Raw genomic sequence first — 17,427 nt, 5'->3', positions numbered from 1 at the left:
ATAGTTTTAAAACTATTATACTACATTTTTAAAAGTGCTAAAAATTATTCAAAAATATAAACAATACGATAAATTATTATATAATTTTTTATTTCTTTCTATTATTCAAATAGTAGAGATGTTTGTCCCTTTGATTATTTTTAGAATATTGATTGATGTAGTTGGTGTTGAAAAATTTGGATTATTAAATCTTGTAATTGCATTTGTTGTTTATTTTCAAATATTAATCGATTACGGATTTAATAATTCTGCAACAAGACAAATCTCCCTCAATAAAGGTAGAGAAGTAAGATTAAATATTATAATAAACAAAGTAATATCAGCTAAAATTTATTTACTTATTTTTAGTTTTATTATTTTCTCATTAATAGTCTTCTCACTACCAAGTTTTAAAGAAAATTGGGGTATATATTTTTTATATTTTGGTGTTACAATTGGTTATACGTTCTCACCATCTTGGTACTATCAAGGTATCCAAAATATGAAAAGCTATATGTTTACTAATATCATTGTAAAAATTTCTTCTTTAGTTATTATTATTTTAATAATAAAAGAAGAAAATGATTTTTGGTTAGTCCCTTTAGTACTAAGCTTAAGTCAAATCATTATTGCTATTGTAACATTTTCTTTATTATTTTTAAATACCTCGTACCGATTTAAATTATTATCTCCTAATAAAATATATAAAGAACTGAATGAAGGTAAATATTTTTTTTTATCTGAATTACAAGCTACTTTATTTACAAATACTAATATTTTAATTCTAGGCTTTTTCTCATCACTAACAAATGTTGCCTATTTTACTTCCGCAGATAAACTATCGCGTTGTATTAGGAACATACAGATACCTTTATCAAATGCTTTGTATCCACATCTATCTATCGAAATTAATAAAGATCCTATAAAAGGATTAAAACAAATTAATAAAATAACATTAGTTGGTCTTAGTATATTAATATCATCTTCTATAATTATAGGATATTTTGGAGAAAAAATAATTATTTTAATTTTTAGCAAAGATATGATTGAGGCAACAAGAGTCTTTCAAATTTTATTATTAATTCCAATATTTTCATTTGTAGATAGTATGTATGGTAAACAGATTTTATTGAACTTAAAAAAAGATAAAATATTCTTTAATATATTTTTATTCAGTTCAATATTTTGTCTTTTATTAAGCTGTATTTTATCTTATAAATATAATATAATAGGAACAGCAATAGCAGTAGTTATCGGACAAGGTATTTTAGCTATTCTAATGTTTTTTTATGCTCAAAAAATTGTATATGGAAAAAGTTAAAGTTAGCATTATAATTCCTGTTTATAAACCTGGGAATTTAATTCATGATTGTATTAAATCATTAATTAATCAGAGTTTTAAATCAGCTGAATTCATTTTTGTTAATGATGGATCTCCTGATAATGTTCAAGAGATTTTAAATGAATATCAAAAAAAAGATGAAAGAATAAAACTATTAGAACAAAAAAATCAAGGAATTAGTATAGCTAGAAATCAAGGCATAAAAATGGCTAAAGGTGACTATATTGGTTTTCTAGATAATGACGATTATTATAAAGTTAACTTTATAGAAGAGTTATATTCAAAAGCATTAAAACACAATCTTGATATTATAATTTCACGAACTATTGAAAGTAGGGACAATAAAAAAATTGTTAAAGCGCCTATCTTTCAGATTAATAAAATTTATAATCAAGATTTTTCAAGTGATAAAATTATAAAAAATTTATTAATTGAAGAATCACTTTTTCCTGTTTGGAATAAGCTTTATAAGAAAGAATTAATAAATAAATATGATATTCTATTTCCTTCAAATAGAGAGATAGAAGAAGACTGTATGTTTAATTTACAAGCTTTTAAAAATGCTGAAAAAATAATGTTTATTGACTATTTTGGCTATTACTATCGTGACGTTTCTACAAGTGAATCAAGAAGATTTATTGAAAGAGATTTATTTGCAAAAGCTATAGAAAAATATAAGTTTGATTACAATTCTGCTTATAATTTGGACCTTGATAAAAAGGAAATAGAACGCTTAAAAAGTATTAGATTAATTAATAGAGCAACATATTTAAGCTTTATTTGCTCTAAGGATAATAATAATTTTAATATTAATTATTCCTATGTAAAATCTATTATCTCTAATCCTATTTTAATTGAAATTTTAAACAAATATAAAAACGATCCATTATTGAGAGTAGGTAAATATGATCGAATATTACAAAATATTATTTTGAAGCAAAATTATTTTAAATTAAAAATAATATGCTTTTCTATTTATAAATTATATACACAATCGGTTTCAGAGTTTTTAAGAAATTTAAATGGAACCAATAAAAATATTGATCTGATTTTAGATGAAAATTAATTATAAAGATATTTTAAACTACTTATTTATAATAGGCCTATTCTTTTTCTCATTTAATCATGTAGAAGTAATGCCCTTTATGGGAGAATATATAAAAGAATCTGGTGCTATATTTTTCTTTTTAGGTTTTTTTTTACTTTGTATTGAAGTTATAAAAACAGGAAAAATATACCTCCCTATTCATAACAAATTATATATCTTACTTGTTTTATTTTATGCATTATGCATAATTTGTACTTTGATGAATTATAGCTCTGTCTCCGAGAACTATTTTAAAAGAACAAGTGGTATCTCTCGTTTTATTAGACAAATGATTTCTTTATCAATACCAATTTTTATATTTATTCCTTTTTTTTGGAAAATATTAAAAGACCTATCTGCAGAAGAGATTTTTAATAAAATAAGAACAATTTTATTATACACTTTATATTTTGCCTCTTTTTATGGTTTTTTTGAAATATTATACTCGTATTTTGGTATATATCCTGCACGATATATAACTGACTTTATAGGAGAAATTGTTCCTTTTATTAAGCCAATCTATCATCATGGAGGAAGAATATCGGCTTTTGCTTATGAACCTCCTTTTTTCGCAATCTTTTTAATCACAATATCTGGTTGGATGTTTAGTTATATTATTACTGGAAAAAACTTAATTACAAAATTAAGTCCTACAATACTAATATTAATATTAACTTTTTTTTCTGGTTCTAGAACAGGTTTATTAGTCGTATTTTTTACTTTAATACTATTTACGTTATACTTATATAAAAAAAATATATACCGCAAACAGCTAAATTTTTTATTTATAGGATTAATAATTACATCATTTTCAATAGTAACAATAAGTGCTGAAAAATTTAAAAACTCTATTGAAGAAAAAATAGAAAGTTTAAATTTTACAGGAAATCTAAAAACAAGTATTTCCAACAAATCAAGATTTGGAATGCAGTTCGCTTCTATAGAAGTTTTTAAAGAAAATCCTATTTTTGGAGTTGGCTATGGCCAACAAACATATCAGGCACAATACCATTATCCTAGATGGGCTACAAAAGATAATTATGAATTTGATTTATTCTATAAAAATAAAAAAGAACTCTCTTTTCCTCCTGGATATAATATTTATACAAGAATTTTAGCAGAATTAGGAATTGTTGGATTTATCTCTTGGCTTTCTATATTAATCTATAGTTTATATTTATGTTATAAATTTTTATATTCATCAGATTATTATATCCGAATACTAACATTATCAATAACAATTTCTTTAATAGGACTTTACATAAACTGGTTGCAAATTGATACTTTCAGAATGTATGGTGTTTGGATTAACTTTGTTATTTTAATGCGTTTAAGCTATTTAATAAAATCAGTTAAGAATGAATAAAAATTTATTAATAATTCCACATTACAACAATCCTACTGGTTTAATTAATTCAATTTCATCAATTGGAGAAAATGAAAAATTAGATGTAATCATAATTGATGATGGTAGTATTATTCATAAAATAAATGAAGGAGATATTCTAGATAATAAAGTATTTGAAGGAGATATAATTTTTAAATACTGCAAAGTAAATAGAGGGATTGAATTTGTTTTAAATGAAGCATTAGATTATGGTTTGAATAGGGAATATGTTTATTTTTCCCGATTAGACTGTGGCGATATATGTCATAATAATAGGTTCGAAATACAAGAACTTTTTTTTGAACAAAATCAAGATATTTATTTATTAGGAAGTAATGTAGATGCTATAAATGAAAACGGTAAATTTCTATACTCTATAAAAGTTCCTTCAATTGATAAAGATATTAGAAAAGGGATGCTATTAAACTGTATGTTTATACATCCTAGTGTAATGTTTAGATCGGAAGTAGTTAAACAGCTTGGTAAATATCCTACGAATTATAAAGCTGCTGAAGATTTTGCTTTTTTTACAAATATATTAAAACAATATAAAGGTGCTAACATTAACAAATCATTAGTTACAATAGAGTTAAATACAAAAGGTATTAGCGCTACAAATAGAAAAAAACAAGCAAAAAGTAGAATTAATATTCTTAAAAAAAATTACAAATTTGGAATTACCTCTAGTTATGGTCTTATCAGGAGTTATGCTCTATATTATGCTCCATATTCATTAATCCAAAATTTAAAAAAAAATATTTATAAATGAAGTATTCAATAAACATATTTAGAGATATTTTTTTAGTACTTTTTATATTAATATTACCATTTTCTGTTGCTATTAGCAATATCTTTTTCGGTATTTATTCTGCCATTATATTAATAGATTATTTTTATTACAAAGAAAAGATAGACGTAAATAGATTGACAATTTATTTTATTATAATTTTATGTTACCTTTCCATAAATGGTCTTTTTCAAGGATCATATAATGCAAATAAAACGTTATGGAAATTTATTCCTATCTTATTATTTGGTAGTTTACTTATGTATTCTACTAAAAAATTACCCTTAGCTATTATAAAAAAGGCATCAGTGTTTACGTGTCTTATTTTAGTGATTAGTTGTTTAATAAGAACTGTTATTTTTTATTCAGAAAATCATTTTATCCCTTTTGCAAATGATGCTGAGATGGTAAATATTCTAAAGATTCACCGTCCTTATCTAGGCTTTTATATTCTAATAAATAGTATTTTTTCATTTGATCTTTTTATCAAATCAAGTCAAAAAATATACAAATATCTTTACAGTTTTATTTTTATTATTTTCTTTGCATTTATTGTTCTAATAGCTGCAAGATTATCTATTATTAGCTTTATAGTTATCGCATTAATTTACATTTTATTCTATTTAAATTATAGTTTAATAAAAAAAATTATTTTGGGTGTTTCCTTACTTGTCTTAAGTGGCTTTATATATTCAAATCCTAAAATACAAGAAAGAGTCAATCACAATAACATAGATATGATGATTGACCATGAGCCTAGATTTGTTATTTGGGAAAGTGTAAATAACATCAAGAATAATGATGATTTTAATTCTTTAATAGGTTATGGTAATTATCAATTAATTGAAGATTATTTAATTATTAATTATGAAAAAATAATTAACAAAAAAGAGAAAAGAGATTATTTTGTTAAAGAACAGTTTAACACACACTCGCAATTCTTTGATTATTTATTATTTGGTGGTTATATAGCTTTTACTTTATTTATTTCTTTTTGTCTATTCTCTTTATGGTATACAAAACAGAATTTTACATCTTTTGCTATAATAAGTGCATTTATTCTCTTTTTTTTAGTAGAAAATGTATTTCATAGACAACTTGGTTGCTATTTATTTATTTTATATTATATGTTAGCATTACGTAATACTAAATTACCAGAAGATTAATCAAAATCTTCTGATGCTATATTTTTCCAATGGCGAAGAGATTCTTCTAATCCATAATTAAAAACAAATCCTTTTTCAATCAAATAATTAGGTTTTATATTCGTTGGAAATGCTGCTTTTCTTACCCTCACTGGGTGAATATCAGATTTTTTACCAATTAGCTTAAATCCTACTTGCAGAATACCCGCAACAATTACTAAAAAATTAACAGGAACATTAAAAGTAGGTTTACTAAAATTAAATTCTTTTTTTATTACATGTGTCATTTCTTTCAAATTAAGAATAGGATTCTCAGCATAATTATATATTATTAGTTTATCGCTCTGCTCCATCGTAAACAACATACTTTCTATTAATCCAAAAACATAACCATAGGCTTTAACAATATTACCTCCATTAGGCAACATAAACACACCTTTTTTTAGAGCTTTTATAGTTCTGTAAATATTTCCTGGATCATGAGGACCATAAATTACACTTGGACGAACAATTACTAACCTCCTATCTTTTGATTTAGATAACCAAATTTGGTGTATTTTTTCTGCTAATCCTTTAGAAATACCATAAGGTGTTTCTGCATAAATCATTGATTTTTCTGTACATTCATCTTTTGATTTTCCGTATGGAGCAATACTACTTGTAAAAAATATATTTTTAATACCTATTTTCTCTGCATATTCATTTATATTTTCAGCACCATTTAAATTTGTATCAAAATATTCTTTTTTTTCATGCCCTGGCTCTCTATGAATTGCTGCAAAATTATATAACCAAGATTCCTCTAAATTTAACTCAAAGTCAAATAGATAATCTATTTGATTTCTTACATCACAAAAAACATATTCTATATGTGATGGTAAATTTTTAAAATATTTAGGCTTTCGAATATCAAGTAAAATAATTTTATCAAATTTCTCTTCTTCAATTAATTTATTAACTAAAAAATAGGCTATATAACCTGATCCTCCAAATATAAAAGCTGTTTTCATTTATTAAGTTTATTGTCAAAATTACTATATATTTGTCTTATGGAAAAAATTAAATTGGTACATATTTCTGAAACATTTGTAAGTGGAGTTTATACTTATATAAAACAAATATGCAACTATTTAGATAATGATGATCGTTTTGAAGTTCATGTAATATATAGCGGAAATCGAGAAGAAACAAAATTTGATCATTTTTCTCAAGATTTTTCTCCTAAAACTTATCTTCATCAAATTTCTATGAAAAGAGAAATTTCTCCTAAAAAGGACTTAATGTCTATAATTGAAATCAGAAAGAAGATAAAAGACATAAATCCTAATTTGATTCATTTACACTCTTCTAAGGCAGGTATTTTAGGTAGAGTTGCTTCTTTTGGTCTTAATACAAAGGTTTTCTACACACCACATGGATACTCATTTTTACGAGAAGATATTTCTAATTTTAAACAAAAAATTTTCTTTGAAATTGAAAAATATGCTCAAGTATTTTTTCCTATTCAAACAATCGCATCGGGTGATGCCGAAAATAGACTAGCCTTAAAAATCGATAAAAAGACGATTATGGTTAGAAATGGAATAAATATTGAAAAAATTAAATCCTTTAATATCCCGTACAATAATACAAAAACTGTAATAGGTACATCTGGCCGTATTTCTGCTCAAAAAAACCCTAAATTATTTAATGAAATAGCTGATAGACATCCAAATATTGATTTTATTTGGATAGGTGATGGAGAATTAATAGATGAATTAAAATCTCAAAATATAAAGATTCTCAAATGGTTGCAATATGATGAATATTTAAATGCCACAAACTCTTTTGATATCTTTTTATCTACTTCTTTATGGGAAGGTTTACCTTTTAATATACTTGAAGCAATGGGTTTAAAAAAACCAATTATTACAAATAATATTGAAAGTAATCTAATTACTGTCGATCAAGGGGTCAATGGATTTGTTTGTTCTACTATTGAAGATTTTGACAATGCCATTTTAAAAACTATTCAAAATAAAAAAGCTATGGGCGAGGCATCTTACCTAAGAATTCTTAATTTATTTAGCCAAGAAAAAAACTTAAAAAGATTAATTGAAGTCTATATAGATAAAGTTAATGATTAAATTGCATTATCATCTCCTTTAATCATTAATAGAAATGTTTGTAAAATAATTTTTATATCAAGAGCTATAGACCAATTTCGAACATAGAAAACATCTGCTGAAATTCTCTTTTCCATATCTTCATTAGAATCGATAGCTCCTCGATAGCCTCTGACTTGTGCCAATCCAGTTATTCCTGGTTTTACATAATGTCTTAAATAATATTTCTCTATTACTTCTTTATAATAAATGTCCTGAACAATCATATGCGGTCTAGGTCCAACTACAGACATTTCTCCTTTTAAAACATTTATAAATTGAGGTATTTCATCTAAACTTGTTTTTCTAAGAAATTTACCAATTTTAGTTACACGACTGTCATTACGTTTTGTTTCAATAATAGAATTGGTAGAAGAAGTATTCATGGTTCTAAATTTATAACAATCAAACTCTTTTCCATTTAAACCGTTCCGTTTCTGTTTAAATATAACAGAACCTCTCGAATCTATCAAAATAAGAAAGCTTATGATTGGAAATAACCAACTTAAAAAAAACAAACAAAACAAGAACGAAAATATTTTATCCAAAATGTTTTTCATGAATTGACTATTTGATAAATCTAACGGAAACATACGAATCTTAAGTATTGGAAAAGTATCTAAGTATTGTATTTCTAATTTTGTTACATCTCCATATTTTGAATTCGGTATTAAAAAAAATTCAATATGCTTTTTTTGGCAAAATATAACAAGTTGCTCAATCATTTTGTCACCCAAATCGGACATTTGAGAAAGATAAATTTTATCGATCTTATTTTTTTTTATGAAATCATTTAAATCAATTGAATTTATTTGGAAAACTGGATACAAATTTTTTAATGAAATATCTTTGGCTATTAGTCCTTTAAAATTATTTCCCAAAACACATTTAGAATTCAACGTATTTATAATGGTTTCTGTATTTTTATTAATCCCTATAACACAAACATTAGAAGTTGCATAGCCACTTTTTAAGAGATAATTATAAAAATATAAAGCAAACAATCTAATAAAAAATGAACAGCAAAAGAAAGACAGTAAAAATTTTAACGTAATATCATTAGAAAATAATGGTTCTTCTTTTATTCCCGAGATTGCATACACTGCAATAGAAAAATATAGGACTTGATTGATATATCTTTTTATTTTTCCAAAATTTTTGTATACTAATACATTATAGTATTTATTCTTACTAGATATAAGAGTCCAAATCAATAAAATTAAGATAAATACTTTATAGTGTGTATAAATTAAATCTTCAAATTTCCATGTTTCTATTTTTAATGTAACATTATCTAAATACCTATACTTTATTCTTAAAAAGAAGAAGAAAAAGAAGCTTATAAACAAATAATCAATAATGTTTAATAGTTTATAAATTTTTTTTAATAGCATATTTTTCATAATAAAAAGATAGAGGATACTCTAGAAACAAATTCAATATTTATAGCCGTAAAAATAGGACTTATTTATATAATCTTTTAATTTCTTTAACAAAATCAGCGAAATATAAATTATTTTACTATTTACCATTATATAATAAATAAAGATTTTCTTATAAAAACATCTTAACATATTTTATCTTGCTCAACTAATTTATTCCTTAAATTTGCTTTTATATTTTAAACTAAATTATTTGAATTATGTTCCTCGAAAATACCTTTAATCAACATCAAAAAAGTGGATGGATAGAAGTCATCTGTGGCTCTATGTTTTCTGGTAAAACTGAAGAACTTATACGCCGCCTAAAACGTGCCGAATTTGCAAAACAACGCGTCGAAATCTTCAAACCAACTGTAGATACACGCTATGCAGAACGCGAAGTAGTTTCGCATAATCAAAACTCAATCAGCTCTACACCTGTCGAATATTCTTCTGCAATACTATTATTGGCAGATGATTGCGATGTTGTCGGAATAGACGAAGCGCAATTTTTTGATGATGGTATTGTAGATGTTGCAAATGCCTTGGCAAATCAAGGAAAACGGGTAATTGTTGCTGGTTTAGATATGGATTTTAAAGGTCGCCCATTCGGACCAATGCCAAATCTATTAGCAACCGCAGAATACATCACAAAAGTACATGCAATTTGTGTTCGTACAGGAAATTTAGCCAATTATTCACACCGAAAAATTGACAGCGAACGCCTTGTCGAACTTGGAGAAACTTCAGAATACGAACCATTAAGCCGATCTGCTTTCTGGGAAGAATATAATAAACAAAAAGTTGAAAAGTTATAATCTAAATCAATTAGCTCGTATCATAAATGGTACATTAATTGGCAAAGGAGACGAAATTATCAATCAAATTTTCTTTGATTCGAGAATGATTATCAACCCAATTCATGGTATTTTTTTTGCTTTTCATGGCAATCAAAAAGATGGTCATCATTATTTGCAAGATGCCTATCAAAAAGGAATTCGAAATTTTGTAGTCGAAAAAGCACCAACTAATTTTGTTGATGCAAATTTTATCGAAGTCAAAAATCCATTGAATGCCTTGCAAGTTTGGGCAAAATATCACCGCAAACAATTTACTTTTCCCGTTATTGGAATTACAGGTTCTAACGGAAAAACAATTGTAAAAGAATGGTTGAATCAATTGTTATGGAAAAAATTCTCGATTGTTCGTAGTCCAAAAAGTTATAATTCTCAATTTGGCGCTGCGCTTTCTATTTTACAAATGGAAGACAAAAATGATTTAGGAATTTTTGAAGCAGGAATTTCGATGCCAAACGAAATGCAAAATCTCGAAGAAATTATACAACCAACTATTGGTGTGTTGACAAAAATTGGAGAAGCGCATTTAGAGAATTTCGAAAATCAAGAAGAAATAATTTTTGAAAAACTAAAATTATTTACGCATGTTGATAAACTTGTTTACAACATCGAGAATGAGAAATTACATCAAATAATTCTTGAAGACGAACATTTGTCTAAAATTGATAAAATTACTTATGGATATACAGATTTTGCCACAGTAAAAATCAATCAGATTCTAAGTAATCAAACAAATACGCAGATTTCTATTTTACATAATCAAGAAGAATTCACTTATACAATTCCATTTATAGATGATGCTTCTATCAAAAATAGCTTAATTTGCTTAACGACATTAATCAGTTTAAATATTGATTATAAACTATTTAAAGAAGAATTTAATCAGCTTTTACCAATCGAAATGCGATTGGAAATAAAAGAAGCGATTAACAATTCAATTTTAATTAACGATACATTCAATTCTGACCTAAATTCATTAAAAATTGGGCTGAATGTTCTAAATCAACAACCAAAAGAAAAAAAATCATTGGTTTTGACCGATATTCTACAAAGTAATTTATCGGATGAAGAATTGTATCAACAAACTGCCGATTTGGTAAATCCGTATCATTTTGATGAAATAGTTTTGATTGGAGAAAAAATTTCTCAATTCAAACATTTATTTCAATCTTATGTGCGTTCGTATAATTCGACCGAAGAATTTTTAGAGCAATTTAAACATCAAAATGTAGACAACGAAGCTATTTTATTAAAAGGTTCTCGTCCATTTAAATTAGAAAAAATTTCGAACGAATTAGAAACGCGTTCCAATGATTCTGTTCTCGAAATTAATTTACAATATCTCATCGAAAATATAAACGTTTATCGCTCGTTGCTAAAACCTACCACAAAATTAATGTGTATGGTAAAAGCAAATAGTTACGGAACGGGAAGTTTTGAAGTGGCAAATATGTTGCAAAATAACGGTATTGATTTTTTAGGTGTTGCAATTGCAGATGAGGGAAAAGAGTTGCGCGAAGCTGGAATAACAGTTCCGATTATTGTAATGAATCCTGAACAAAGTAGTTATTCGACTTTAATCGATTATCAATTAGAACCCGAAATTTATAGTTTGCGTGTGCTGAAATTATTTATTCAGAAACTACAAGAAAAACAAATTTCGACGGCTTATCCAATTCATTTGAAAATGGAAACTGGTATGAATCGTTTAGGTTTTCATGAAGATGATTTTGATGAATTAATTGCTATTCTAAAAAATAATTCGCAAGTAGAAGTTCGTTCAATTTTCACTCATTTAGCAACTGCAGATATGCCCGAAGAAGCAGATTACGTCAATTATCAGTTAAATCGTTTTGACAAAAGTTACGCAACTATTTCGGAAGCTTTGGATATAAAGCCAATCAAACATGCCTTAAATTCTCCTGGAATTGTTGCTTATTCGGATCGTCAATACGATATGGTTCGCTTAGGAATTGGGATGTATGGTTATTCTGAATATACCGATTTTATGCAAAAATACTTGAAACCAGTAGTTCGTTTTAAGACCGTAATTTCACAAATTTCTGAAATTGAAATTGGCGAAACTGTAAGTTATGGACGTCGTTTTACAGCAGAAAAACATACAAAAATTGCAACTTTACCCGTTGGTTATGCAGATGGTATTAGACGATCTTTGGGTTACGGAAAAGGAAAAGTAGGTATTAATGGACAATTAGCAACCATAACCGGAACTATTTGTATGGATATGATGATGGTTGATGTAACCGATATTCCATGTAAGGAAGGTGATGAAGTAACTATTTTTGGAGATTCGCCTACAATTGCAGATGTTACAAAATGGTTAGAAACTATTCCGTACGAAGTTTTAACTTCGGTCTCACATCGAATAAAAAGAGTTTATTACAAAGAATAATAAGATAAGAAAGCTACTCAACAGTAGCTTTTTTTGTATCTTGTATGTATGAAAAGTCTGCTAACATTATTTCTTTTTATCTCATTAATACCTGTAATATTTTTAGGTATTGTGTATGCAATGGCTTTCATTTCTTCTACTTTTTCAACAGACTCAACAACTAGTTTTATAATTTTGTTCATCATAATTTTAATTCTAGCCGCAAACTATTTACTTAAACCTCTAAAAAAATAAAAGCTTAACGTAAATTCAAATTAGTACTACCAAGTAAAATCCTTATCTTTATTCCTCACTAGATTAAAGATTATGCGCACGTTTTTTGCTTTTATCGTTTTACTTTCAACGATTACATTCGCTCAAGAAAAAAAACAAGATTCAACTCGATTAAAAGTTGGTGTTGTTTTGAGTGGTGGTGGCGCAAAAGGCTACGCACATGTTGGTGCTTTAAAAAGAATTGAAGAAGCTGGAATCAAAATTGATTATATCGGTGGTACAAGTATGGGCGCAATAATTGGTGGTTTATATGCGGCTGGATATACGCCCGATGAGCTCGAAAAAATAATGCATCAATTGGATATTTCGTCTTTAATTACCCAGAATAAAGATCGTGCGGAAATTCCATTTTTTGAGAAAGCTTACAAGGAAAAATATATCTTAGAATTACCTTTTAATAACTTTAAATTATCCATTCCAAATGCAATTTCGAAAGGTCAAGGACCATTAGATTTGTTAACTTATTTATTTCGTCCGGTACATGATATCGATGATTTTAATAAATTACCGACACCTTTTGTTTGTATCGGAACTGATATAGAAACTGGTGAAGAAAAAGTGTTTCGTTCGGGTTTTTTACCTCGTGTTGTGTTGGCTTCGGGCGCTTATCCAACCATGCTAGATCCTGTTACAATAGACGGCCGCATGTATGTAGATGGTGGTGTTGTAAATAATTTTCCGGTAAAAGAGGTAAAAGATATGGGCGCTGATATTATTATTGGTGTTGAGTTGGGCGATGGTTTACAAAAAAGAGACGAACTAAATTCTGCTATTGATATTTTGAGTCAAATTATGACAATGAGTATTGTTAAAAAGACAGATGAACAAAAAAAATTAGTTGATTTATTAATTAAACCAGAGCTAAAACAATATGCTGTTACAAGCTTTGACGAAGTTGATGCCATATACAAAAAAGGACTTGAAGCTGCGGATAAAGTAGATGCTCAATTAAAAGAAATTGCGAAGAAACAAAATGCTTCGAACACTACTCGAAACGAGATAAAATTGGATGATTATGTTTTGGTAAAAGACATAAAAGTTGAAGGATTGAAGAGTTTTAATGAAAATTATATCGAAGGTCAACTTGGTATTCGTACGCCAGAATTAATCAAATATGATGATTTAAAATCCGGAATTTCTAAATTATATGCCTCGGGAAACTTTAATAATATCACGTATAAAATTTCTGAATTAGACGAAAACGAGAATCTTTTAACCCTAAATGTACAAGAAAATAAGACCAAACAATCCATTCGATTTGGTTTGCATTATGATGATTTATTTAAGACAGGATTACTTTTAAACTTTACTTCAAAAAGTCTTTTTATTAAAAACTCCATCATTTCTGCCGACGTTGTTGTTGGTGATTATGCGCGTTACAATGTCAATTTTTTTATTGATAATGGGTATTATCCAAGCATTGGTTTCAACTCATTTTCGCATTATTTTGACAAAGAAATTGATCTTCGAAACATTTATAATGAAGATATGATTTACAAGAAAGTAAATTTTAACTTTCGCGAATACATCAATCAATTGTATTTTCAATCTACACTTAAAGAGAAATATGCCATTGGTATTGGTTTAGAACATCAATACACAAAAATATTTACCAATAATTTTATTGACGATAACAACACAAATTTTCCTTCTAAAACCGAAGGTTTTTATTGGAAAGGTTATGGATATGTAAAAGCCGATAATCGTAACAATGCCAATTACGCGAGAAGTGGTGTAAAATTTGATGCTAGTTTTAAGTATCTTTTTGATTCGAATGTAGATGGATTTGAAAATAACTACTTATTAGAAGGAAGTTTAGAGGCAAATTTTCCGTTAAATAATTTCCTAAGTTACAGATTTACTGCTAACTTTGGAACCTTTTTTAACGATAACGTAACCATGCCTCAGAAATTTTATTTAGGAGGATATGTTGAACAAGATTTTTTCAATTATACAAAGTTTTATGGCTTACCATTTGGTACAGCAATTGGCGATAATCAATTGGTTTTTGGTTCGTATTTACAAGCAAAAATATTGAAAAACCACTATGCAAGTTTGTTTATGAACATTGCAAATTTAGAAAACAGATTTGAGCAATTGAGTTTAACAGATTACAAATATCTTGGATACGGTATGACATACGGATATGATAGTCCTTTGGGACCAATAAATTTTATCTGGAGTTATTCGCCATACACAAAAAAAGGATTATTTAATTTAAGTTTAGGTTACTGGTTTTAGAACAATGATAGAGTTATTTTACGAAACAGAATTTGAGATAAAAGATGCTCAAATTTGGATAGATTGGATCGTAGAAAGTATGAAGAATGAAGGGAAAACAATAGAAGAATTAAACTATATTTTCTGTGATGATGAATACTTACTTCAAATTAATCGTCAATATTTAGATCACGATTATTATACAGATGTTATCGGTTTTGATAATTCTGAAGATGATCAATTAATGGGCGATATTTTTATTAGCGTCGAAAGAATTAAAGATAATTCAACTCAAAATAATGTTTCTTTTGAAAACGAATTAGCGCGTGTTATCATTCATGGTACTTTACATTTCGCTGGTTATTTAGATAAAGAACCCGAAGAGAAAGAATTAATGACTTCGAAAGAAGATTACTATTTAGGAACATTTAGTTTACTAAATTCATAATGTTCCACGTGGAACATTTATTATTTTAAATCAAATATAAGTTTAAAATCAAATGATATTTCAATCAGAATATGATGTAATTGTAGTTGGTGGCGGACATGCTGGTGCAGAAGCAACAGCCGCAGCAGCCAATTTAGGAGCAAAAACGCTTCTTGTTACAATGAACTTACAAAGCATCGGACAAATGTCTTGTAATCCTGCCATGGGTGGAATTGCAAAAGGACAAATTGTTCGAGAAATAGATGCATTAGGTGGATACTCAGGTATCATCACAGATAAAACAATGATTCAATTTAAGATGTTGAATCAATCAAAAGGTCCTGCAATGTGGTCGCCACGTGCACAATCAGACCGCATGCGTTTTGCAGAAGAATGGCGTTTATCATTAGAAAGAACAGAGAATGTTGATTTCTTTCAAGACATGGTAAAAAGCTTAATCATCGAAAACGGGAAAGCGTGTGGAGTTGTTACAGCAATGGGAATGAGAATTCGTTCTAAAGCTGTTATCTTAACAAATGGTACTTTTCTGAATGGTTTAATCCATATCGGAGAAAAACAATTTGGTGGTGGACGTATGGGCGAAGGTGCTGCATTTGGAATAACGGAACAATTAGTTGATTTAGGTTTTGAAGCAGGACGAATGAAAACTGGAACGCCTCCACGAGTTGATGGAAGATCTATCGATTATTCGAAAATGATTGAACAACCAGGAGATGAAAATCCATCAAAATTCTCGTATACAAATACGCCAAAATTAACAAAACAACGCTCTTGTTGGATTACTTATACTAACCAAGAAGTACACGATTTGTTACGCGAAGGTTTTGATCGTTCGCCAATGTTTAATGGAACAATTCAATCAACTGGTCCAAGATATTGTCCTTCTATCGAAGATAAAATTAATCGTTTTGCAGACAAAGAACGTCACCAAATTTTTGCTGAACCCGAAGGTTGGGATACTGTAGAATATTACATTAATGGTTTCTCTACATCTTTGCCAGATGATGTTCAAGCAAAAGCTTTACGCTCAATTCCTGGATTTGAACATGCTAAAATATTCCGTCCTGGATATGCCATCGAATATGATTATTTTCCACCAACACAATTAAAACATACGTTGGAAACTAAAATGGTTGAAAACTTATATTGTGCAGGACAAATTAATGGAACAACAGGTTATGAAGAAGCTGCTTCGCAAGGATTAATGGCAGGTATAAATGCTGCCTTAAAAATTCAAGAAAAAGAACCTTTAATCTTAAATCGTAACGAAGCATACATTGGTGTTTTAATTGATGATTTAATTACAAAAGGAACCGAAGAACCTTATCGTATGTTTACGTCTCGCGCAGAATACCGTATCTTATTAAGACAAGATAATGCGGACGAACGATTAACAAGAAAAGGATTTGATATCGGTTTAGCTTCGGAAGAGCGTTTGAGAAGAATGGAAGAAAAATTTGATAAAGCTGAAAAACTTGTCAATTATTTTGAAGAAAATTCTGTTCAACCAAAAGAGATAAATGAGATAATTGAAGCACGTGAAGGTACACCGCTAAAGCAAGCCAATAAAATGATTTCTGTTATTACTCGACCTGAATTAAAATTAGCTGATTTCACAAAAATAGATCGTGTAAACGAATTTATTACGGAGAACAATTATGACGTTGAGGAATTAGAGCAAACAGAAATTCAAATAAAATATAAAGGATACATCAAGAAAGAACAGCAAAACGCAGACAAATTACATCGATTAGAAAACTTAAAAATACCAACAAATATTGATTTCAATTTGTTAGTTTCTATGTCGATTGAAGCACGTCAAAAAATGACAAAATTAAGACCTGCTACTGTTGCGCAAGCTTCAAGAATTAGTGGTGTATCTCCAGCAGATATTAGTGTATTATTAATTTACATGGGAAGATAA

The 17,427-nt window shown here is 27.7% G+C and carries 13 protein-coding genes; 11 read left to right on the top strand and 2 right to left on the bottom strand.

What is annotated here, in order from left to right; genetic code table 11:
• The first annotated feature begins 34 nt into the window (after nucleotides 1–34).
• The 5 genes from BM072_RS11370 to BM072_RS11350 are packed head-to-tail and all read left to right on the top strand — an operon-like array spanning nucleotide 35 to nucleotide 5,748.
• Nucleotides 35–1,300, top strand: coding sequence for an oligosaccharide flippase family protein (locus BM072_RS11370; protein ID WP_092908795.1), 1,266 nt, complete (start codon nucleotides 35–37; stop codon nucleotides 1,298–1,300).
• Complete coding sequence (locus tag BM072_RS11365; protein ID WP_177190313.1) at nucleotides 1,287–2,387, top strand: glycosyltransferase family 2 protein; 1,101 nt, start codon at nucleotides 1,287–1,289, stop codon at nucleotides 2,385–2,387. Before BM072_RS11370 ends, BM072_RS11365 begins: the two co-directional genes overlap by 14 nt.
• A complete protein-coding gene (locus BM072_RS11360) occupies nucleotides 2,377–3,774 on the top strand; it encodes an O-antigen ligase family protein (protein ID WP_092908793.1) in 1,398 nt (465 codons plus the stop codon). Before BM072_RS11365 ends, BM072_RS11360 begins: the two co-directional genes overlap by 11 nt.
• Nucleotides 3,767–4,564 (top strand): glycosyltransferase, encoded by a 798-nt coding sequence (locus BM072_RS11355; RefSeq protein WP_092908792.1) that lies wholly within the window; start codon nucleotides 3,767–3,769, stop codon nucleotides 4,562–4,564. Before BM072_RS11360 ends, BM072_RS11355 begins: the two co-directional genes overlap by 8 nt.
• Nucleotides 4,561–5,748 (top strand): O-antigen ligase family protein, encoded by a 1,188-nt coding sequence (locus tag BM072_RS11350; RefSeq protein WP_092908791.1) that lies wholly within the window; start codon nucleotides 4,561–4,563, stop codon nucleotides 5,746–5,748. The genes BM072_RS11355 and BM072_RS11350 overlap by 4 nt, the downstream gene beginning before the upstream one ends.
• Here BM072_RS11350 and BM072_RS11345 read toward each other — a convergent pair.
• Nucleotides 5,745–6,737 (bottom strand): NAD-dependent epimerase/dehydratase family protein, encoded by a 993-nt coding sequence (locus BM072_RS11345; RefSeq protein ID WP_092908790.1) that lies wholly within the window; start codon nucleotides 6,735–6,737, stop codon nucleotides 5,745–5,747. The two genes, BM072_RS11350 and BM072_RS11345, sit on opposite strands and share 4 nt — an antisense overlap.
• 39 nt (nucleotides 6,738–6,776) lie before the next feature.
• On the opposite strand from BM072_RS11345, the gene BM072_RS11340 reads away from it, so the two are divergent.
• Nucleotides 6,777–7,853 carry a glycosyltransferase gene (locus BM072_RS11340; protein WP_092908789.1) on the top strand — a complete coding sequence of 359 codons (1,077 nt, stop codon included), beginning with the start codon at nucleotides 6,777–6,779 and terminating at the stop codon, nucleotides 7,851–7,853.
• Here BM072_RS11340 and BM072_RS11335 read toward each other — a convergent pair.
• Nucleotides 7,850–9,274: an exopolysaccharide biosynthesis polyprenyl glycosylphosphotransferase gene (locus BM072_RS11335; protein WP_092908788.1), complete on the bottom strand. Its 1,425-nt coding sequence runs from the start codon at nucleotides 9,272–9,274 to the stop codon at nucleotides 7,850–7,852. The two genes, BM072_RS11340 and BM072_RS11335, sit on opposite strands and share 4 nt — an antisense overlap.
• A gap of 239 nt (nucleotides 9,275–9,513) precedes the next feature.
• Here BM072_RS11335 and BM072_RS11330 point away from each other — a divergent pair, with 239 nt between their 5' ends.
• From BM072_RS11330 to mnmG, 5 genes are all read left to right on the top strand, one after another.
• Nucleotides 9,514–10,110: a thymidine kinase gene (locus BM072_RS11330; protein ID WP_092908787.1), complete on the top strand. Its 597-nt coding sequence runs from the start codon at nucleotides 9,514–9,516 to the stop codon at nucleotides 10,108–10,110.
• The gene (locus BM072_RS11325; RefSeq protein ID WP_092908786.1) at nucleotides 10,097–12,562 is read left to right on the top strand and encodes a bifunctional UDP-N-acetylmuramoyl-tripeptide:D-alanyl-D-alanine ligase/alanine racemase; all 2,466 of its coding nucleotides are present in this window, start codon (nucleotides 10,097–10,099) and stop codon (nucleotides 12,560–12,562) included. Before BM072_RS11330 ends, BM072_RS11325 begins: the two co-directional genes overlap by 14 nt.
• A gap of 306 nt (nucleotides 12,563–12,868) precedes the next feature.
• The gene (locus BM072_RS11320; protein WP_092908785.1) at nucleotides 12,869–15,076 is read left to right on the top strand and encodes a patatin-like phospholipase family protein; all 2,208 of its coding nucleotides are present in this window, start codon (nucleotides 12,869–12,871) and stop codon (nucleotides 15,074–15,076) included.
• A gap of 4 nt (nucleotides 15,077–15,080) precedes the next feature.
• Entirely contained in the window at nucleotides 15,081–15,503 is a 423-nt protein-coding gene (gene ybeY, locus BM072_RS11315; RefSeq protein WP_092908784.1) for an rRNA maturation RNase YbeY, read from the top strand.
• A gap of 55 nt (nucleotides 15,504–15,558) precedes the next feature.
• Nucleotides 15,559–17,427, top strand: a complete 1,869-nt coding sequence (gene mnmG, locus BM072_RS11310; protein ID WP_092908862.1) for a tRNA uridine-5-carboxymethylaminomethyl(34) synthesis enzyme MnmG — start codon at nucleotides 15,559–15,561, stop codon at nucleotides 17,425–17,427.

The organism is Algoriella xinjiangensis (assembly GCF_900115015.1).
Classification (GTDB): Bacteria; Bacteroidota; Bacteroidia; order Flavobacteriales; family Weeksellaceae; genus Empedobacter; species Empedobacter xinjiangensis.
This window is presented reverse-complemented; position numbering and strand designations above follow the sequence as displayed.